The sequence below is a fragment of the Sphingobacterium sp. HSC-15S19 genome (assembly GCF_050433745.1).
GTDB lineage: Bacteria > Bacteroidota > Bacteroidia > Sphingobacteriales > Sphingobacteriaceae > Sphingobacterium > Sphingobacterium siyangense.
Map to the genome: position 1 here is coordinate 39,842 of NZ_JBNPWQ010000031.1, position 20,090 is coordinate 59,931.

17 protein-coding genes are annotated in these 20,090 nt (G+C 39.0%); 12 read left to right on the forward strand and 5 right to left on the reverse strand.

Annotated features, from left to right (window positions below):
- The first annotated feature begins 21 nt into the window (after nucleotides 1-21).
- The 4 genes from L1283_RS21470 to L1283_RS21485 are packed head-to-tail and all read left to right on the forward strand — an operon-like array spanning nucleotide 22 to nucleotide 3,219.
- The gene (locus L1283_RS21470) at nucleotides 22-564 is read left to right on the forward strand and encodes a DUF1599 domain-containing protein (RefSeq protein ID WP_088163452.1); all 543 of its coding nucleotides are present in this window, start codon (nucleotides 22-24) and stop codon (nucleotides 562-564) included.
- A gap of 7 nt (nucleotides 565-571) precedes the next feature.
- The gene (locus L1283_RS21475) at nucleotides 572-1,756 is read left to right on the forward strand and encodes a BT_3928 family protein (protein ID WP_075991211.1); all 1,185 of its coding nucleotides are present in this window, start codon (nucleotides 572-574) and stop codon (nucleotides 1,754-1,756) included.
- Nucleotides 1,757-1,761: 5 nt separating this feature from the next.
- Complete coding sequence (locus L1283_RS21480; RefSeq protein ID WP_075991210.1) at nucleotides 1,762-2,277, forward strand: shikimate kinase; 516 nt, start codon at nucleotides 1,762-1,764, stop codon at nucleotides 2,275-2,277.
- Nucleotides 2,278-2,280: 3 nt separating this feature from the next.
- Nucleotides 2,281-3,219 carry a glycerophosphodiester phosphodiesterase family protein gene (locus L1283_RS21485; protein ID WP_075991209.1) on the forward strand — a complete coding sequence of 313 codons (939 nt, stop codon included), beginning with the start codon at nucleotides 2,281-2,283 and terminating at the stop codon, nucleotides 3,217-3,219.
- Nucleotides 3,220-3,280: 61 nt separating this feature from the next.
- On the opposite strand, the gene L1283_RS21490 is transcribed toward L1283_RS21485, so the two are convergent.
- On the reverse strand, nucleotides 3,281-5,794 hold the full coding sequence (locus L1283_RS21490) for a cation-translocating P-type ATPase (RefSeq protein ID WP_145328169.1): 2,514 nt from the start codon (nucleotides 5,792-5,794) through the stop codon (nucleotides 3,281-3,283).
- Between the two features lie 485 nt (nucleotides 5,795-6,279).
- Between L1283_RS21490 and L1283_RS21495 the strand changes: the two genes are divergently transcribed.
- Nucleotides 6,280-6,645: a response regulator transcription factor gene (locus L1283_RS21495; protein WP_145328168.1), complete on the forward strand. Its 366-nt coding sequence runs from the start codon at nucleotides 6,280-6,282 to the stop codon at nucleotides 6,643-6,645.
- A gap of 36 nt (nucleotides 6,646-6,681) precedes the next feature.
- Here L1283_RS21495 and L1283_RS21500 read toward each other — a convergent pair whose 3' ends face one another.
- Nucleotides 6,682-6,978 carry a hypothetical protein gene (locus L1283_RS21500; RefSeq protein WP_145328167.1) on the reverse strand — a complete coding sequence of 99 codons (297 nt, stop codon included), beginning with the start codon at nucleotides 6,976-6,978 and terminating at the stop codon, nucleotides 6,682-6,684.
- Entirely contained in the window at nucleotides 6,956-7,195 is a 240-nt protein-coding gene (locus L1283_RS21505; protein WP_070564711.1) for a hypothetical protein, read from the reverse strand. The genes L1283_RS21500 and L1283_RS21505 overlap by 23 nt, the downstream gene beginning before the upstream one ends.
- A 324-nt stretch (nucleotides 7,196-7,519) precedes the next feature.
- Between L1283_RS21505 and L1283_RS21510 the strand changes: the two genes are divergently transcribed.
- The gene (locus tag L1283_RS21510) at nucleotides 7,520-8,044 is read left to right on the forward strand and encodes a hypothetical protein (protein WP_070564708.1); all 525 of its coding nucleotides are present in this window, start codon (nucleotides 7,520-7,522) and stop codon (nucleotides 8,042-8,044) included.
- Between the two features lie 67 nt (nucleotides 8,045-8,111).
- Here the strand turns inward: L1283_RS21510 and L1283_RS21515 are convergent, their stop codons facing one another.
- Complete coding sequence (locus L1283_RS21515) at nucleotides 8,112-10,427, reverse strand: TonB-dependent receptor (RefSeq protein ID WP_429626443.1); 2,316 nt, start codon at nucleotides 10,425-10,427, stop codon at nucleotides 8,112-8,114.
- 116 nt (nucleotides 10,428-10,543) lie between these two features.
- Here L1283_RS21515 and L1283_RS21520 point away from each other — a divergent pair, with 116 nt between their 5' ends.
- The gene (locus L1283_RS21520; protein ID WP_075991207.1) at nucleotides 10,544-11,203 is read left to right on the forward strand and encodes a metal-dependent transcriptional regulator; all 660 of its coding nucleotides are present in this window, start codon (nucleotides 10,544-10,546) and stop codon (nucleotides 11,201-11,203) included.
- A gap of 196 nt (nucleotides 11,204-11,399) precedes the next feature.
- Here L1283_RS21520 and L1283_RS21525 read toward each other — a convergent pair whose 3' ends face one another.
- Nucleotides 11,400-11,975, reverse strand: coding sequence for a 2,3-bisphosphoglycerate-dependent phosphoglycerate mutase (locus L1283_RS21525; RefSeq protein WP_070564703.1), 576 nt, complete (start codon nucleotides 11,973-11,975; stop codon nucleotides 11,400-11,402).
- 370 nt (nucleotides 11,976-12,345) lie between these two features.
- On the opposite strand from L1283_RS21525, the gene L1283_RS21530 reads away from it, so the two are divergent.
- The 5 genes from L1283_RS21530 (at nucleotide 12,346) to L1283_RS21550 (ending at nucleotide 20,070) form a co-directional block, all read left to right on the forward strand.
- Nucleotides 12,346-12,720 (forward strand): BlaI/MecI/CopY family transcriptional regulator, encoded by a 375-nt coding sequence (locus L1283_RS21530; protein WP_070564700.1) that lies wholly within the window; start codon nucleotides 12,346-12,348, stop codon nucleotides 12,718-12,720.
- A complete protein-coding gene (locus L1283_RS21535) occupies nucleotides 12,717-14,120 on the forward strand; it encodes a M56 family metallopeptidase (protein WP_429626444.1) in 1,404 nt (467 codons plus the stop codon). Before L1283_RS21530 ends, L1283_RS21535 begins: the two co-directional genes overlap by 4 nt.
- 462 nt (nucleotides 14,121-14,582) lie before the next feature.
- On the forward strand, nucleotides 14,583-15,185 hold the full coding sequence (locus L1283_RS21540; protein ID WP_075991205.1) for an RNA polymerase sigma factor: 603 nt from the start codon (nucleotides 14,583-14,585) through the stop codon (nucleotides 15,183-15,185).
- A 147-nt stretch (nucleotides 15,186-15,332) separates the two neighbouring features.
- Nucleotides 15,333-16,478 (forward strand): FecR family protein, encoded by a 1,146-nt coding sequence (locus L1283_RS21545; protein ID WP_070564691.1) that lies wholly within the window; start codon nucleotides 15,333-15,335, stop codon nucleotides 16,476-16,478.
- 217 nt (nucleotides 16,479-16,695) lie between these two features.
- Nucleotides 16,696-20,070, forward strand: coding sequence for a TonB-dependent receptor (locus L1283_RS21550; RefSeq protein WP_429626445.1), 3,375 nt, complete (start codon nucleotides 16,696-16,698; stop codon nucleotides 20,068-20,070).
- The last annotated feature ends 20 nt before the right edge of the window (nucleotides 20,071-20,090 follow it).

Consider the following 20,090-nt stretch of genomic DNA (forward strand, 5'->3'; position numbering starts at 1 on the left):
CAAGTTTCTTCAATCAACGATATGGATACCATTCAGGAATATAACAGTGTTATCAAACATTGTCAGGATTTATTTATTAAAAAAACAAAGGATTATGGAACGGCATGGCGGATTATGCGCCTATCTTCCATTACGGATCAGATTTACATTAAAGCACAACGTATACGTACGCTAGAAATCAAAAAGGTTTCCAAAGTGGGCGAAGGAATTGTCGACGAATATATCGGTATTATCAATTACTGTGTCATGGCCATGATTCAGATTGATTTGGGTGAAGATGGCGAAGAAAATTTGGATCCAACCTTTGTGAATCAAAAATATACAGAAAAGGTTACCGAGACCAGAGATCTCATGCTTGCCAAAAACCACGATTACGGTGAGGCATGGCGCGATATGCGTGTTTCTTCCATGACAGATCTGATCTTGATGAAAATACATCGCGTCAAACAAATTGAAGATAACGATGGACAAACCCTGGTCTCTGAAGGCATCCATGCCAACTATCAGGATATGCTCAATTACGCAGTTTTTGCATTAATTAAATTAGGAATCGCACAACAATAATCGGATTATGACAGCTACACAGCAGCGTACCAAAACAAATTATCTTTTAGGATTTTGCCGGATTTTTACGGGACTTCTTTTCATATTCTCAGGTTTTATTAAAGCAAATGACCCGACAGGGTTTGGCTATAAGCTTCAGGAATACTTTGAGGTCTTTCATCTCACAGCTTTTAATGAATACGCTACTGCCATCGCTGTAGTAATCTGTGGTTTTGAAATTTTGTTAGGAGCACTGTTATTATTGGGGGTCTATGCGAATACCGTTGCCTGGGGCCTGCTACTACTGATTCTATTTTTCACTTTTCTAACCTTCTATTCGGCATTTTTTGAGGTTGTGACCTCTTGTGGCTGTTTTGGGGATGCCATCCCACTTACTCCTTGGCAATCATTTTCTAAAGATCTGGTGCTCTTGGCGTTGATCCTTATTATATTTTTTAACCGAAAGCAATTACGATCAATTATCAAAGGATCAGGCAATCAATTCGTTGCTACTGTGATTACAGCGATTATCTCTTTAGGTATTGGTATCTATACCGTAAACTACCTCCCGTTTATTGATTTCTTACCCTACAAAGTTGGCAACAACTTACCTTCATTAATGGTGCTCCCTGAAGGCAAACAAGGCGATTTGTTTGAGCAAATCTATACCATGAAAAACAAAAAGACGGGTGAAACAAAAAAGGTCAATGACAAGGTCTATATGGCTGACAAGCTATGGGAAGATGAATCGTGGGAAATTATAGGTGAACCTGAGAGTAAATTGGTCAAAAAGGGATATGATATTCCTATTCCTGATCTCTTGATTACGGATGCTGACGGAGCGGACCATACGCAAGAAATCATTGCTAATCCGTATTACAATCTTGTTATCGTTGCAAAGGATCTTTCTTCGACCAATATTGATGCTATCCAAAAGATCAATCAGGCCGCCATCCAATTAACAAAAGATTATAATGGGCTTCGTGTTGTGCTATTGACTGCTTCGGCATCCAAAGACGCCCAATATCTGAGTGATAAAATGCAATTAATTGCGGAGATATTCTATGCCGATCTCATTCCTCTAAAAAGCATGGTCAGGGCAAATCCTGGTGTACTGCTCCTAAAAGGAGGCAACGTCGTCGGAAAATGGCACTATAATAACTTTCCGGATGCCAAAACCATTGAAGATAAATTTCTAAGTAAAGACAAATAGTACCTATGCCTAAACCTATATTTTTGATTGGTTATATGGGAAGTGGAAAAACTACCCTGGGTAAGAAACTTGCCACTAAACTCGAACTCCCTTTTATCGACACAGATGAGGAGATCGTAAAACAAATTGGCATGAGCATTACCGAATATTTTAGTCAACATGGTGAAGACGCATTCCGGGCATTAGAACGCGAGCAATTGCGTAAATTTTCTGAGAATGCTGCCGTCATATCTACCGGTGGTGGTGCCCCCTGTTTCTTTGACAACATGGAATGGATCAGGGCGAATGGATATGCCGTCTATTTACAGATGTCACCCAAAGCACTTTTTGACCGTCTTTCTCAATCTAAACTACACAAAAGGCCCATTCTAATCGGAAAATCACCTGAGGAACTACGGCTATTTATCGAAGAGAAGTTGAGCGAAAGAGAACCTTATTATACGCAGGCGCATCTGACAATCGACCAATTAAATACCAGTGTCGAGGCACTAGCCGATCTGATTAATCAGCACAATAGATAGACAATGAATATACGTATACGCCACTACTTCCTTTTATTGATCTGCTTTATCGTAAGCAGTTGCTTTCGTAACGGAGCCAATACGGATGGCTTGCCAGTGGGTAAACGTATACAGCTCCAAAATGTGGAGGAATTATATCAGTTTTTGACCTATGATGATAATCGTTATCCATTGGTCAGTTTGCATCGTGGTGGCCCCGCATCTGGATACCCCGAAAATGCAATCGAAACATTTTCCTATAATGCGAGCTTGCAGCCAGTCCTTGTTGAATGTGATGTTCGCATCAGTAAAGACTCAGCGCTGATATTAATGCATGACAATACGTTAAACCGAACAACCACCGGCAGAGGGCCTGTGAACGCCAGCAGTTTAACTGAGCTCAAAAAGCTTCGTCTATTGGACAATAACAAAAAGATAACGCCATATAGGATCCCCACGCTCGAAGAAGCACTTTCTTGGGGAAAAGGAAAGGTAATCTTCACCTTAGACATTAAAAATGATGTCCCTTATGAAGCCGTTATCAATGCTATTCGCAAACAAAGGGCAGAATCTAGCGTAGTCATCATCACGTATAGTGCCAACCAGGCGGCCAAAGTGCACAGTCTGGCTAGCGACATCATGATTTCGGCCTCGGTCAATAACCTGGATGACCTTGCTCGTCTAAATGAAAAAGATATCCCCGACAATCGCTTGTTAGCCTTCGTCGGAACACGTGAAGCAGACCCAGCATTAACCAAAGTACTACATGACCATGGAATCATGTGCATATTGGGTACACTGGGAAACTTAGACAGACAGGCCGACAAAAAAGGCTTTCAAGTTTATGCCGGATTTATTGATCGCGGTGCAGATATATTAAGTACAGATCGACCTACAGAGGCAGGGCGAGCGCTGAATTTCTACATCAAGAAAAGAGGAATTACTTCGAAATTTATTCAGTAAGATTCCTGGACTTGCGCCTAATTCTATTCGTTTAATACTTGGATTATCTCGATATATCCCTTCAATCTTTTTTAGCACGTACAATTCTCCCGATCAATTTATAGACCTCAAACCATAACACGGATGCTGCAGCCACGGAGAGCGCTATCCCCAATTCATATCCGCTCAGGGCTGCTACAGTAAAAAATTGGGCGACCGGAGCGACATATAATATCACGGCTAAAAATAGAAGCACAGCGATCGAAATACCCACGAGCAGCAAGTTTCGGTTTTTAAAACTTTCAAGGATACTATAGTGGAAAGATCGGTTAGCATAACTCAGCAAAACATTGGCAAAGATTAAAGTGGCGAAAACCATAGCCCTCGTTTTTTCCTCAGTCCCCCCCTGCTGAACAGTAAACTGATAAACAAATAGAATTCCTATAGTGATTATCAGGCCTTGAACAATGCTTATTCCGAGCTCATTTATACTCAAAAAAGTGTCGCCCATAGCTCTAGGAGGTCGTTTCATCGTATCCTTTTCAATAGGTTCATTTTCATATACAATCGAGCAGGTGGGCCCCATGACCAATTCGAGGAAGATCACATGCACAGGGCTAAAAATCTGCGGAAATACCCAGCCTAAAAACAAAGGTAGTGATACGGTCAAAATAATGGGGATATGAATAGAAATGATGTATTGAACCGCCTTCTTGATGTTTGCGTAAATCCTTCTTCCGGCTGCTATACCAATGATTAACTTTTGTAGATCATCATTTGTGATAATTAACGCCGCGGCTGATTTTGCTATTTCAGTACCTTTATTGCCCATAGCAACGCCGATATGGGCCGCTTTTAATGCTGGGCCATCGTTTACTCCATCACCAAGCATCGCCACAACCTCCCCTTTCTTTTTCAGGGCATTTACAATAGCCAATTTAGCATCCGGAAACATTCTGGTAAATAAAGTTGTTTGCTCCGCTATCGACATAATTTCATCCCCGGACCTATTGACTATTTCACTGCCATTGATCGGTGGAGACAAAATACGAATTCCGGCCTGAGCCGCTATTGCTTTAGTCGTATCGGCATTGTCGCCAGTAATTACTTTGACTTTAATCCCGGCATCATAAATATCTTGGAACACTTCCTGGATACCTTTTTTGGGGGGATCATAAAATACGGTCAACCCTAAAAATTGGAACTCAAAATCCTGTTGCTTCGCGGGGAAATTATTGCCTTCGAATTTCGCTTTCCCCACACCCAATAGACGAAAGCCCTGCTCTCCATAGGATTTAACAATAGCCCTAATTTTATCTTTCTCACTATCGGGCAGCTTGGATACGCTAAGTATAGCCTCCGGTGCCCCTTTGGCAGCAATAATCCGATCTTTTCCTGTATTTTCGAAAAGATGGGTCATCATCGGCGGTTTACCATCTAATGGATATTCATGAAATAATGCATATTCCTTTCTGAGGTCCTGTTTTTGCGTTTTTTCATATATTTTATGCAACGTAATTTCCATGGGGTCAAAAGGCACAGGCTCACTGCTCCACATCGCATAATCGATAAGCTCTCTTAAATCGGATTCATCAAACCTTTCCTGATCATAAGATGAATCCGTAGCATAACTATAGAGGTATTTCAATTGCATGGAATTCTCTGTAATAGTCCCGGTCTTATCTGTGCAAATCACTGTTGTACTGCCCAAAGTTTCAACAATACTGCTTCTTTTGATTATAATCCCCTCCCGCATGAGTTTCCATGCGCCAAGCGCCATAAAAGTTGTAAACGCAACAGGAATCTCTTCCGGCAATACAGACATGGCCAAAGTAAGTCCATTGAGCAAGCTTGCCACTAAATTACCGCTGTCAATAAAACTGTATAGACATACGATCAAAAAAATTAGGATACCGACAATGGCCATTGCCTTTACAAATTTTTGGATTTGCACCTGCAATGGTGAAATTTCTTCCTTGATATTTTTTATCGATTCACCTATTTTTCCAACACGGGTCTCTTTACCGATTTTAGTAACTTCAAACACAGCCAGCCCTGAGACCGTAACCGTCCCGCCGTAGACCAGATTATCTTCAGATTTATTGTCCTTAAAGACGGAAAAACTCTCCCCCGTCAACGAAGATTCATTAACAGAAAAATCGTTACTATGTAAAATACGACCATCAGCGTTTATAATTCGACCTTCCTCTGTAATACAGAGATCCCCCACAACAATCTCATGTGTTGGAATTTCACTGACCTTCCCATTTCGAATCACGGTGCTTAATGGTTCGTTCAGCTTTTCCAACTCCTCCAGCGCTTTTTTGCTACGATTATCCTGATAAAAAGAAATTGCCGTAACAGCAACAATAGCGACAAACATAAATACAGCCTCTCCGTAATTCCCCACAAAAACATAAATCATCGAGATGATAATCAACAGAATCAGCATAGGCTCCTTCAAAATATCCACAAGCAGTTCAAACCAGGTACTCTTGTGATTATCGCTCAATTGATTCCAACCATATTTAGCGCGAGAGGCATTAACCTCGGTTGTGGAAAGACCCTTCAGATTATCGGGAATATTATATGACATATCGAATGAACTAGGTTACCTAAATATAATGAATAATTCTTGTATCCAGGAGTTAAATCATCTGTCGACGATCATCTCCTTCACATGTAACATCATGTTACAATCTTTTATTTACAGCTTTTACTTTTTGTAAAAAAGAAGCTACATGACTTATCAGCAACATATTAGCATAAAATTTACCTTCTAATACTTTTCTTTTATTGCATATTTCTATTACAATGATATATTTGCGCAGAAATTCATTTGGGGACTTTGAATTTCATATTAGCCAAAAGCAATTTTACGATCATTTTTCCAGTAATGCCAAGACAGCTTCTTGCGATTGAAGTCCTTCTTTGCTACCTATGTTTTCAGATCATGTATAACACAAATAGAAGCTGGAAACTAAACATATTGTTAAAATATTTCTGTACCTATCGTTAGATATGGAATAGCATCTAAACTTGCTGTGGCCTCCATAATAGTATATTAATAATAAAAACAAGATGGTCATCTTAATTGCAGAAGATAATGAATTGATATTACGGACAGTTCAATACAAACTGATCAAGGCAGGTCACGAGGTTATCACTACCAACAATGGAAAAGATGCAATTGAAAAGATTAGTACAATCGATCCGGATCTAATCATTACTGACATTATGATGCCATTTGCTTCGGGGATAGAAGTCCTTTCTTCCATAAAAAAGCTCGAGAAAAAAATCCCGGTTATTGTACTTTCCAACATGGGACAAGAGGAAGTCGTCATTGAAGCTTTTGACCTTGGCGCTTCAGATTTTATGGTGAAACCGTTTAGCCCAGAAGAACTCCTGTTGCGGGTCAAACGACTGACGATTAACAATCGTAATTAATCTGTATGGGGAGACTTTTAATATAACTACGGAATATTACCAGACATCACGATTCGATGCCCGAAGACTTTCCCGAGCATAATTCGCTACTTCATCATTTTCGTCCCCAGTTTTTAAACGTACCTGTAAATTTTCTAGCCAGTCGGCTAAAGCATCTAAAGCCGTTTCACCGTTTCCGAAAACGCCTTGATGCGGATCGGGCCCCAGTAAACACCAATACGACGTTTCTTCTCTAAATACAACGGGACGTAGCTCACGAATTTCAAAAGGTAATTCTTCTGAATCAAAATCCAATGGTACAATTTTATCTTCAGCTATTTTCATCTGTTCCATAACCCATTTCTACTTTTTTTAAATCTTCCTCTGGCCAGGTAAGCAGCTCCTTCAACAGATATGTTTTTGGTCCTCCATCTGCTGTATCATCAGCAAACTGTTTTAGAAATTCCTGCAGATCACCTTCGACTTTTATTAATTTTCCATCTTGAAGAACATCATATCCCGCTGCAATCCATTCTTCGATCCTTTCCGTATTAATTTGTAGTTTCTCCATCTGCTGTATTTTGTAGTATTTTAAATGCTGCTTTTTATAACATTTAATAACACCTCACCGATTAAAATTATAATAGCCATCAATAAAAAATAGCCTGAGCACTATTAAACCTTAAAAAAGCAGCTCTCTATTATAAGAACAATACTTTAATATATATGGTTGATTTTTTTTTTAGATTATCCATAAAAAAATCAACTAAAAAAGAGGTAGTTACATATCATTTATTGTTTATCAAAATATTAAAAAAATCTTTGGCAAACTATTTGTTTGAACAGCGAAAGCTTTCTAATCGGAAGCACACAACTTATATTTTTTTAAATTATCATGAAAAAAGTAATTCTACCTTTTCTAACACTTTTTACGCTACTATTTGTTGCTCATCAGCAAGCAAACGCACAAACTCCCTATCGGACAGCCATTGGTCTTGGAATAGACGTCGGCGATGGTCAAACATTATTCGGTCCACAGATAAAACACAATTTTGGTGGAAATGACGCTGGAAATGCACAAGTATTATTTGGAGACAATATTACTGTTATCGGCGTAGATTATTCATACAACAAACGTATTCCTGGATCTCGAGGTCTTTCATGGTACATTGGTGTTGGTCCACAAGTATCATTTATTGATTATGGTAAATGGCACGACGACTGGTATGACGACTACCATTGGAAAGATGGAAAAACACATACTGATTTTGCGATCCGTCCAGCTTTGGGTCTAGAGTTCAAAATACCTTCTGCACCATTGGCCATGCATTTCGACTGGAAACCTTGGTGGAATCTTTCTCATGGTTCTAATTTCGAGCCATCGCGTTTTTCTTTAGGATTTAAATTCGTTTTGAAATAGCATAACGCGAATACAAATAACAAAAATCCTGCTCATCATCGGTGTGCAGGATTTTTTGTTTTCACCATTAAGGTGTTTTTATCTTTACACCGACAAAGTATGTCCTTGGCATGTTGGGCCCATAAATGTAATTGCTATCGCGATTTTTCCCGGTATCAAAATCAGTTTGATACGCGTTAAAAATATTTTTTACCCCTGCATAAAGCTCAATGATATTTTTGTATTTCGGTAAGTTAAATGCATAAGCTACTTTACTATTGAGCTCCGAAAAGGCTCCTGTCCGTACCATTTGATCGTCAGGAAAATTATCTGCTCCCCCGACATGGGCAATACGCATATTTCCCGTGTAAACATAGTTTAAATTGACTGTCCAGGGTTTACTTGCTGTAATATTGAGGTTGGCAAAACCATATTCGTTGGGTGTCCGCAAAAATGATCGAATTGGAGCTACTCCTTCCAAATACGACACCGGACTATCATACTTGCTTTGCTGCACTGTCAATCCAGTTTCCAACTGAATCTTCTTAGCATAATTTGCACGTAATTCCAATGTTCCTCCGGCTACAGTTGCGTTGTTTCCATTTCGCTTTTCAAAAATCTTCCCAAAATTATCTGCACCGATTTCCTCAAGTACAAATGCATTATTCAGGTGCGTATAAAATCCTTCCAAGGTGAAGCCTGCTATCCACGTTTCAGTTGCTTTGTCGTAGTTTATCGAACCACTCAGGCTTTTTGAACGCTCCTCCCTTAAATCAGGGGATAACTGTACACGCGATACGCCGCCACCAGCAAACGCAATATGCAGGTCGGCGTCAAATGCCTGTGGCGCTCTAAAGCCGGTTCCATAGCTTAATCGAAATTGTGTTGTAGGGGCATATTTATAAAGGAGTGCTATTCGCGGACTGACAACAACTTTATGCAATAAATTATGTTTGTCAACCCGAACACCCGACAATACATTAAACTTAGCCGCCAAATCCCAATCACTTTGAAAGAAGCTTCCCCAATCTTTGGTATGCTGATCCACGAGATAATTATAACTCGGAATTTCGTCATAAACTTTATCAGAAACGTACTCCGACCCAATGGTCAATACATTACGACCATTAAAGAAATTGCGGATCTCATGATTCAATTGAAAACCTCCCTGAAGTGTTGTTGTTTTAGAATCCCCATAAGGTGGATGCTTGAGATGGTTTTCAATCGCCTCAGGATCATCTGGAAATACGCCGGTATAATGTTTTCTATTGGTATTTTGAAAAGCTGTATAGACGATGAATGCCGATTTATCTTGATTGAAGTTAATCTGATAATCCGTGCTTCCCATCCAAATTTTATGATGTCGCTCTTCTGACTGCTGTGTTAAATACGCAGGTTTATCGGTCATTTCACCACCGAACCGATATTCATTCAGGTTGCTTAAGGAGACTTCTAATTTTTGATTATCTGAAAACTGATAGAATGAATTAATTCCTAAAGAGGTATTTTCAATTTTGGGCATTTCAGAAAAATTATCACCATTTGCATCGTAGAAACCACGATCCCGCTTGTTAAAGAAGAATGAAGTTCCGGCATTCCCTTTCTCGTTGACCAATGTTGCGTTACCCCCGAGGTTAAAATCATTTGTCCCCCCACCTATACGCTGATAGAAAGAATTGATTTCATAGCTGTTTGCCCGTGGGAGCTTTGTAATCACATTCACCGTTCCGCCAATTGCGCTTGAACCATACAATGAGGAGCCCCCTCCGCGAACAACTTCAATTTTTTCAATCATATTGACCGGTAGTTGCTCCACACCATAGAGTCCCATCAACGGACTGAAAATTGGCCGACCGTTAATCAGAATCTGTGAATAACCACCCTGAAGTCCATTCATCCGCAATTGCGTATAGTTACAGGTCTGACAGTCTGTTTCTACGCGCAATCCGGGTTGAAACTTCAAACCCTCCGAAAGATTACACACTTGTAGATTGTCCAAAGTCTTGCTATCCAAAATATTTACCATTACAGAACTCTCTGTTTTGCGTTTAAATGTTTTGGTACCCGTTACCACAATTTCATCCAGTAAAAGTTCAGCCCAATCTAACTGAATATCTTTGGTCAATACCCCTGGACCGACTTTTACTGAATCACGGAATTCCTTAAATCCAATGTGTTTTACTTCCACTTCCCAGGTACCATGGGGGATACTTTCAACGATATATCTTCCTGAGTTGTTCGATTTGGCACCTATCTGTAATTTTGGAATAACAACGGATGCTGCTCCTAACGGCATACCATTCTTATCGTAAACCTTACCATTAATCTTACCTGTCTGTCCAAAGGAAATAAATCCTGTAAGCACCATGGCAATTGTCAAATGAGCACTGTACACTTTCATCATGTTTTGCTTTTTTATATTTATAAATTTAGATAAGCAAATCTAACAAGTTAGATTAGACTAACAAAATAATTATAACATAATTATTAGACACGGCTAATATTTAATAAATTTGTCTTATGATTTCACAGACCGAAGAGAATTACTTAAAAGCATTGTATAACCTCACTTACCTAAAGGGTGATGCGAATGTCAATGAAATAAGTAAAAGGCTCGACATCAAGATGCCCACAGTAAATAGTATGATGAAAAAACTAGCCGACAAAGGTTTCGTTCATTATGAAAGCTATAAACCATTGCGGCTAACTGAAGAAGGAAAGAAAGAAGCCGCCCTTATTATCCGGAAACATCGACTTACTGAAATGTATCTGGTTGAGAAAATGGGGTTTGCCTGGGATGAAGTCCATCAGATTGCTGAACAGATTGAGCATATACATTCGCCCGAATTTTTCAGTAAAATGGATGAGTTATTGGGTTATCCGACGGTAGATCCCCACGGGTCGCCAATTCCCGATTCTAATGGGGTTATGCCTTTGGAAAACTATGTGTTTCTAAATAGTTGTAAAGTAGGTGATATAGTTACATTAATGGCGGTTCAGCCATCTTCTAAGGAGCTTTTACAATATTTGACAGCGAAAAATCTCGAGCTCGGTACGACTTTAACAATCAAATCAATAGAACCGTTCGATGCTAGCATCACAGTGGAATACAAAGACAGGCCAATAGAAGTCCTAAGCAGCAAAGTCACCGCAACACTACTTGTACGCCTTATCGCCTAAACTAGGAGAGAATGAGATCAAAATGTTATTTTTTGAAATGAAATCTACTGTTATTTCTCTTTGTTAAGAAAACAATTGTTAGATACAACTAACAAAAACAAGTAAATCTTTAAAATGCTAAACCCGGAGAATCTATAGAAATACGATAAATTATCAGTCTCTACAGTTCAACTATCAATTTGTAAAAATTGAGCGTTTATTCTTCAATTTGATACTTGATCGGTTGCCCGGTAGCAATCTCCCGTTCCAATATCTGTTCCGGAGAAAGATGTTCCAAAAACATAATCAGCGCCCTTAGGCTATTGCCGTGCGCAACAATGAGTACATTTTTACCTTCTTTCAGTTTGGGTGCTATAAAACGTTCATAATATGGAATAACACGTTCGTATGTATCTTTAAGGCTCTCACCTCCAGGCGGAGGCACATCAAAAGATCTGCGCCAGATATGCACCTGTTCAGCACCATATTTTTCGGCTGTTTCGGCCTTATTCAAGCCCTCAAGCTTTCCATAACCTCGTTCATTCAAAGCAGCGTCTATAACAATGGGGATGTGAGGATCGCCCATTTCATGCAAAATAATCTTTAACGTATGCTGCGCTCTTATAAGTGTCGAGGTATATGCTATATCAATTGGTTCGTTTGCCAGAGCCAGTCCCGCCTCCCGAGCTTCCTGTTGTCCCAATTCAGTAATATCAACATCTTGCCATCCCGTAAAGCGATTTTCTAAATTCCATTGCGACTGTCCATGCCGGACTAAAAAAAGTTTTGCCATTATTTATCCAAAGTTTTTCTAAACGGTATCTCACTACGCACCCAACATCATATATAATAGCGATACATTCCATTTTGTTTTATTTATACCACTTAGTCCTTGTCTAATCATCTAAACCTGGGACCGAAGTACTTCAATATCCAACGACAGATCCCTTAGTTAAAACAATATACGGACATATTCAGCTCCCCTATTATTTGTATAAGCTTATCGGTTATATCTGGGAACAGCAACTAATTTTACGGTGAAAATTATCTCCATCCTCAAAAAAAAAAAAATAAACACTTATAAATCAACAAAATAAAAAAATAATAAATTATTTAACATACTTTAATTCTACACAATGTAGAATACATTCTGTATTTGTAGTATGAATAAATTATCAGCTACGGAAGAACAATTGATGGGCTACATCTGGGACATGAAAAAAGCTTTTATGAAAGATCTTATGGAAGCGTATTCTGAACCTAAACCGGCGCCAACAACTGTTGCTACATTATTGAAGAGAATGACTGAAAAGGGAGCGATATCTTATGTGCTTTATGGAAATTCGAGAGAGTATTATCCACTAATTGATAAAGACAGCTATTATTTAGCACATGTAAATGATATCGTAGAAAGCTACTTCGACAATTCAGCATTAAAATTTGCTTCTTTTTTCACTAAACAATCTCAGCTGAGCAAAGAGCAATTGGAGGAACTGAAAAATATAATTGATTCCGAAATTAAAAACAAAGAGACATGATGCTATATATTGGAAAACTGATAGCCTGTTCGGGTTTACTCTATCTTATTTATTGGTCAATACTACGCAACCAAAAACTACTGCTATTCAACCGTTGTTATTTACTCGGGATTATCCCCCTATCTGTCATCATTCCATTGTTACAGATCGCTGTCCCATTTGATGTTTTCAACTTACTGAACGACAGAAACAGTGATGTTACCCCTGCGGGGCCGATCATTAAACAGCCCGAAACAGATTCAGCGCTCTTCAATAATTATCACGTCGATTGGTACGATGTCGCTCTGCTGATGTATGTAATTGTCACCATTGCATTACTTCTGAGACAAGTATGGTTATACCGCAAATTCCTATATTATATCCGAAGTGCCACACCAACCCATGAACAGTCCATTTATTGTATACATGGTTTAAAAACACCCTTTTCCTTTTTTCAAAAAATTTATGTTCCCAAAGATGCCTATCAACAGGGCGGTATTGATCAGTCAATTATAACTCACGAACGGGCCCATGCCAATCAACGCCATTCGATGGATGTACTTTTCATACAGATTTTGGGTATATTTTTGTGGTTCAATCCCTTCATTTATCTCATTCAGAAATCGATCCGACAAACTCATGAATACCTTGCAGATAATGCCGTAGTCAAGATTCATGAAAAGTTAAGATACCAACATTTGATTATCGAGTGGAGCATGTCCACCCCTGATATAAACACATTACCGGCCAGTAATTTTAATTTCTTAACAACAAAAAAACGATTAATTATGTTACAAAAAAGAACAACCCGAAGTAAACTCTTGCTAATGCCCGGGCTTACTTTATTACTGACAGTAGCGATATCTACATTGTTTTCAACACATGTGGAAGCACAGAAAACAACGCCGACCACGACAAAAAAAGCAGCGGCTACCAACACCGCAATAAGGCCCGCTGCATCAAAGCAACCAGCCGCTCCTAAAACTAGTGGAAGATCTCCTAAATCACCGACAAAAGAAATGGTTCCGCCAATGATATCCCAGCGCAGGTCTTCTTCCCAACAAGAAGGTAATGTACGTTCCCCGGAACCTCGGAAAAGACCTGCTCCACCTCAAAATTCCCCAAAAATAATCGATGAGGTACATGTTGAGCGAATCAAATTTGCGGAGCCTCAAAAAGAGTCTACTCCATCAAAAAGAGTTTCACCGATAGTCGAAGAAGTGCAAGTAGCACCTAAAATTGAGGAAGTCAAGGTCGAGAATATTCAACCGCGTCAACCAAAACGTATCAATCTTTCTGCGAATGCGACTGTCAGTTCAAATCAAGATCAAAAAGATATTCAAGTTAAGGAGGAAACGCCCGTAAAGATCGTCCTTAAAATGAAACCCGAAGTAGAAGTAAAATCTGTAAACAAAAAATAGATAGCAGAATTCTTAGGAATACAATAAGAGGAATACAATTCCTCTTATTGCGATATGTCTACCCCTCACAATTACTCACCTATAAACCAGAATGTTGTTTAGATCATTCAAAATTTAATGTACCAACTCTTCTTATAGATAGTGATATAATCTAAAATCAAGTTAAAAACAAACATCAGTATTTTCCAAAATATAATTAAGGATTGGATTCGGGTTTAAAAAACGATAAATTCTACTGTAGTTTATTTTTAAAGCAATCGTTTGCGTAAAAAAATTGTATAAAAACCAAATAACAAATCGGTAACATTGTAGAAGAGTACCAGTAGTATACCAACAATATACTTCTAATATACTTGTTGTATTCATCTGCTATCATTAAGATAATACTGCTACTATACGGTATGATACCCAATTATTAAATTCTGATCAGGAGGAATTTGGTTTTAAATACAAGTTTAAATTATGGAGGCATGTAAAAATGATGAGTTGGCCTTACTGCGCGCTCTTAAGTCAAGCAATCATAAGGCATTTGAGGTGCTCTACTACCGCTATAGCCCTAGACTTTACCGTCATATACTTAACCTAGTCAAAATACCTGCCTGTGCAGAAGAAATCCTTCAGGATGTATTTCAGAAATTATGGGAGAGGCGCGGTGAAATAGACCCCGACAAGTCCTTTCAGTCTTATCTCTTCACTATTGCTAAACACCTCGTGTATGATTTCTTTCATAAAGAGATCAAAAATCGAAATCTAAAAGAATTGATTATTTCCATTTCAACATCAGACTATTCCCACATTGAGGAGGAATATGCGTACAAAGAGTCTAAAAAAATTGTCAATCAAGCCATTGAAAACTTATCTCCAAAACGCAAACTCATTTATACCTTATGCAAAATAGAGGGGAAAACCTATGAGGAGGTCAGTAGTTCCTTAGGTATCTCCACTTCTACGATCAGTGACCATATCGTGAAAGCTACAAAACAGATTCAGAGCTTCTGTTTGAGCAAGGAAATTACACCGTCCCTGTTAATTGCTCTTATCAGTGCCGTATTAAATCAAAAATAAGACACTCGCTGTTTCTATCGACAAACAGGTCACTTCCATAGGTATTCAAACAGCCCTTTTTAAATCCTTTTCTTTTTTTTACTTTTTTTTAAAATCAGAGCAGAGGACAGGCTCTAATTTTCCGTATTATATATAAATAGCTACTCAGTGAAAGATTCAAAACATATAAAACTATTATTTGAAAGATATCTCAATAACCACGCTTCAAGAGAAGAGACGGCGGAGCTATTTCAATATTTTCAGGATACGAATAACAAGGAGGCGCTTGAACAGATGATCGAGAACCAACTTGAATCTCGGGATAAGGAAGAACTTATAGACAAGATGATTTTAGACCGTGTTTTTGGTAAAATTGATCTTGACACGGAACCACAAAATTTCAAAAGTCCTACATGGTATAAAACTACAGGCGTTGCAGCTGCCATCATACTGATTATCTCTATCTCGTATTTATTTCTTAACCGCAGCACATATAATGATCATACAGCAACCATTATCGAACCTGGTCGCGATAAAGCAACACTTGTGCTTTCTTCTGGTAAAACGATCGTACTGGAGGATGTTGCGAATGGAAAATTAACGGAAGAGCTCGGCACAACAATTGAAAAAACAGAAAAAGGCGGAATTAATTATAAAATTGAGGGAAATACCGATGTACGCATCGCTATGAATCTTTTGAATGTACCAAAGGGCGGGCAATTCCAGATAACCCTTTCTGATGGCACAAAAGTTTGGCTAAATTCCAATTCCAGCCTTAAATATCCAAGTGCATTTTCAACCTCTGAACGCCGTGTAGAACTGACGGGTGAAGCCTACTTTGAAGTGTCAAAAAATAAACAAAAACCATTTATTGTCGAAACTTCGCTTCAAAAGGTCGAAGTCTTAGGGACTAAATTCAATATCAATGCCTACGATGATGAATCTTCCACACAGACATCACTTGCAGAAGGATCTGTAAGAGTAAGTTGCAAAAATAATACAACCTTACTAAAACCGGGTCAACAATCTACGTTAACGGATCAAAATATCGCAGTAAGATCAATAAACCTGGATCAAGTATTAGATTGGAAAAATGGTGATTTCAACTTTTCCAATAACAACTTAAAGGAAATCATGCGTAAAATTTCGCGCTGGTATAACATTGAAGTAATTTTTGAAGGTCCCATTTCACAGGAAACCTATGTAGCTCAAATTTCTAGAAAAAAACGATTAAACGATGTATTAAGAGCACTTCAGCTTTCCGGTTCCATCAAGTATAACATACGAAACAATAAACTGTACATATCGCAATAAACTATAACACACATTAATAACCACTGATTATGAAAGAAACCAGTCCAGCCTAAACATTTCTTCCAAAAAAATAGCCGAAAATGCCTGCCAGCACTCTCGACTAATTTTTTACTTGGAAAACAAGAATTCATTTCAACATCAAACCAGTTAACCAATTTATAAATATATGCATTATTATTTATGTAGTAAGTATTGCATTGTCTTTTTTATTAAAGCTATGCGATACATCGGATCATTATGCAACAGATCTACAAAAGTTGCGGTCCTCTTAACAGCATTTATCTTTTTAACACATGTCTCCTCTGCTCAAAATGTTACCCTTAAACACAAGCAGATTACATTGTCCGAAGCATTTCAAGAAATCAGAAAACAGACTAACGTCGATTTTATCATTAAGACAAGCCAACTCGACAAAGTAAGGCCTATTCAAAATATAGATATCCAGAATAAGCCACTAAAACAGGCCCTTGAAAAATTATTGGAACATCAGCCTTTGGTCTTTACAATTGACAATGGCATCATTGTGATTTCGGATAGAGAAAAAAAAACACCCCTCGCCCCCACCGTTCAAAAAAACGGTAAGGTTGAGATTGTAGGTACAGTGAAAAATGATGGAAACAATCTTTATGGTGTTAGTGTCAAGGTTAAAGACAGCCCGTCAATCGGTACAACAACAGATGGCAATGGAAGATACATTCTTGTGGTTCCCACAAATTCGACACTAATATTCTCCTATGTCGGCTACGCCAATCAGGAAATTGCCATTGCCGACAAACGTCGCATTGATGTGCAGCTAAGTCCCGATCAGAGCTTAAGTGAAGTGGTTGTTGTCGGTTACGGAACACAGAAAAAAACCAGTGTCGTGGGAGCATTGGAATCAGTAAAACCAGAAACCTTACGTATCCCAACGGCCAACCTCTCCAATGCATTGGGAGGAAGACTTTCGGGGGTAATCGCAGTACAACGTTCGGGCGAACCCGGTGCAGATGGGGCTAGCTTTTTCATTCGTGGTGTATCGACATTTAGCGGAGCCACCAATCCCCTGATCTTATTGGATGGTGTAGCAATCTCCAAAGGCGACCTGGACGCATTGGCACCGGAAGTTATCGAAAGCTTCTCAGTCCTTAAAGATGCTACTGCCACTGCCGTATTTGGTACTAGGGGAGCAAACGGCGTCCTAATTATCACCACAAAAACAGGTAAAGACCTCAATAAACCGCGTATTTCAGCACGTGCACAATCACAGATCTCAAGACCTACTTCCATACCAAAATTTGTTGATGGTGTAAGTTATATGGAGATGTTCAATGAAGCGGTTACAGGTCGCGGTACTGGTGAAATTTTATATTCCCAAGATAAAATAAACGGCACAAGATTAGGCTTGGATCCCTATGTATATCCTAATGTTGACTGGTATAATGAAATGTTTAAGTCCCGTACCATCAACAACGAGCTCAATCTAAATGTACAAGGTGGTGGCAGCAAAATAGGCTATTTCCTCAGTGCAACCGGCAACATTAGCAACGGTTTATTGCGTAAATTTGACCTCAACTCTTTTGACAACAATGTCTCTGTCAAACGGTATAGCTTTCAGAACAATATCAATGTCAACCTTACTTCAACCACCAAAATAGCTTTAAAGCTCAATGCACAACTTCGTGACTACTACGGTGCCGGTGTAGATGCTCCAAGCGTATTTGGCGACATCATGAATGCCAATCCAGTGGACTTCCCTATTATGTTTCCGTTTACTGGTATTGACAGAAGAGACGTTCAATACGGAGGAAAAGCTGGTGGTACAGTCAACAATGGTTTTATCAATCCCTTTGCCCGCATGGTCAATGGCTATCAAAATGGCTTCCAAAGTACCTTATTGACTACAATTGATGGAGCTCAAAAACTTGATTTCATTACAAAAGGGCTAGAATTTAAAGCCTTGGTTTCCTTTAAAAACTGGAGCAACACAACAACAAAAAGAACCAGTGGCTACAATCAATACATGATTAACAGCTATGCACCCGATCCTGCAGGTGGATATACCTACGATCTAGTCATGGTGGGGCAGCCACAAAATCTTTCCCTGGGAACCGAAACGGGCACTAGCGGTGATCGCGAAATCTATTTCCAGCCCTCCATCGAATACAACAGAACATTTGGTAATCACACCGTATCAGGTTTATTTCTTTACAATACCACCGATTTCAATGTCAATAATCCGGCTGATCTAATCAGTTCGCTACCGCGTAGACGCCAGGGCATTACGGGACGTGCAACATATGGTTTCGCCAATAAATATCTTGCCGAAGTCAACTTTGGCTACAATGGTTCCGAAAACTTTGCCACTGGAAGTCGCTTTGGCTTCTTCCCTTCCGTTGGCTTGGGCTATGTACTCAGTAACGAAAAGTTCTTCACAGATTTATTTCCTGCTGTCAGTAATTTAAAAATTAGAGGGAGCTGGGGTAAGGTTGGTAATGATCAGATTGGCGGAGGACGTTTTCCTTATCTTTCGGACCTCAAATTGGACGGAGCATCGTTTACAACAGGTATCGATCAGAATACGAATTATACAGGACCTACTTACTTACAATTTGCAAACCCAATGATCTCTTGGGAAGTTGCAGAGAAGAAAAACATTGGTGTGGACCTCGGTATTCTTAACAATAAGTTCAATATTGTTTTCGACCTATACCAGGAAGATAGAACCAATATTTTCGTTGATCGTTCGGCAACAATCCCTAACGTATTTGGTACTGCAGGAACGAAAGTGTATGGCAACGTTGGTGAGGTAAGAAATAGGGGATTTGATTTCTCCCTAGAATGGAACAAAAGTGAAAAAGATTGGGGAATATCTATGCGTGGAACCTTTACATATGCACATAATACCGTACTGAAAAATAATGAGCCAGCCTTTACCAAATACCGCAACCTCTCGCAAATTGGGTATTCTATTGGCACAAACCTAGGCTATCTTGCTGAACGCTTATTTATTGATCAGGCCGAAATAGATAACAGTCCATTACAACAGCTAGGGGGTTTTGTCGCTCCGGGAGACATCAAATATAAAGATCTAACCAATGATATTGATGGTCTAAATCTCATCAATAGCGATGATAGAGTTCGAATGGGTTATCCAACAACACCTGAAATTGTCTATGGTTTGAGTACTTCCATCAATTACAAAAAATTTGATTTTTCTTTCCTCCTACAGGGAGTTGATAGAACTTCTTTTATGATCAGTGGTTTCCATCCATTTGGAAATCAAGGTGTACGCAATGTATTGCAGTTTATTGCCGAGGACCGCTGGAGTCCTGAAAATCCTAACATATTTGCAGCCTATCCACGACTGAGCAAATTGGATAATCTCAACAATACTGAAGCTTCTTCTTATTGGCTGAGAAATGGGGCATTCCTAAAACTCAGAAGTGCTGAGATTGGATATTCGCACAAATTTGCACGCATTTTTCTAAGTGGTTATAATCTATTGACCTTCTCTAAGTTCAAACTTTGGGATCCTGAACAAGGTGGAGGCAATGGTTTGGGATATCCGACACAGCAAGTATTCAATCTCGGAGTCCAACTTCGTTTCAATTAAAACAACTTCAAGATTAAAAC

What these genes read in the sequence shown, in the direction of transcription:
- L1283_RS21550 (WP_429626445.1), top strand. Translation starts at nt 16,696, where the DNA reads ATGCGATACATCGGATCATTATGCAACAGATCTACAAAAGTTGCGGTC.
- L1283_RS21495 (WP_145328168.1), top strand. Translation starts at nt 6,280, where the DNA reads ATGGTCATCTTAATTGCAGAAGATAATGAATTGATATTACGGACAGTT.
- L1283_RS21485 (WP_075991209.1), top strand. Translation starts at nt 2,281, where the DNA reads ATGAATATACGTATACGCCACTACTTCCTTTTATTGATCTGCTTTATC.
- L1283_RS21520 (WP_075991207.1), top strand. Translation starts at nt 10,544, where the DNA reads ATGATTTCACAGACCGAAGAGAATTACTTAAAAGCATTGTATAACCTC.
- L1283_RS21480 (WP_075991210.1), top strand. Translation starts at nt 1,762, where the DNA reads ATGCCTAAACCTATATTTTTGATTGGTTATATGGGAAGTGGAAAAACT.
- L1283_RS21540 (WP_075991205.1), top strand. Translation starts at nt 14,583, where the DNA reads ATGGAGGCATGTAAAAATGATGAGTTGGCCTTACTGCGCGCTCTTAAG.
- L1283_RS21530 (WP_070564700.1), top strand. Translation starts at nt 12,346, where the DNA reads ATGAATAAATTATCAGCTACGGAAGAACAATTGATGGGCTACATCTGG.
- L1283_RS21535 (WP_429626444.1), top strand. Translation starts at nt 12,717, where the DNA reads ATGATGCTATATATTGGAAAACTGATAGCCTGTTCGGGTTTACTCTAT.
- L1283_RS21515 (WP_429626443.1), bottom strand. Translation starts at nt 10,427, where the DNA reads ATGATGAAAGTGTACAGTGCTCATTTGACAATTGCCATGGTGCTTACA.
- L1283_RS21470 (WP_088163452.1), top strand. Translation starts at nt 22, where the DNA reads ATGGATACCATTCAGGAATATAACAGTGTTATCAAACATTGTCAGGAT.
- L1283_RS21510 (WP_070564708.1), top strand. Translation starts at nt 7,520, where the DNA reads ATGAAAAAAGTAATTCTACCTTTTCTAACACTTTTTACGCTACTATTT.
- L1283_RS21500 (WP_145328167.1), bottom strand. Translation starts at nt 6,978, where the DNA reads ATGGAACAGATGAAAATAGCTGAAGATAAAATTGTACCATTGGATTTT.
- L1283_RS21475 (WP_075991211.1), top strand. Translation starts at nt 572, where the DNA reads ATGACAGCTACACAGCAGCGTACCAAAACAAATTATCTTTTAGGATTT.
- L1283_RS21525 (WP_070564703.1), bottom strand. Translation starts at nt 11,975, where the DNA reads ATGGCAAAACTTTTTTTAGTCCGGCATGGACAGTCGCAATGGAATTTA.
- L1283_RS21490 (WP_145328169.1), bottom strand. Translation starts at nt 5,794, where the DNA reads ATGTCATATAATATTCCCGATAATCTGAAGGGTCTTTCCACAACCGAG.
- L1283_RS21505 (WP_070564711.1), bottom strand. Translation starts at nt 7,195, where the DNA reads ATGGAGAAACTACAAATTAATACGGAAAGGATCGAAGAATGGATTGCA.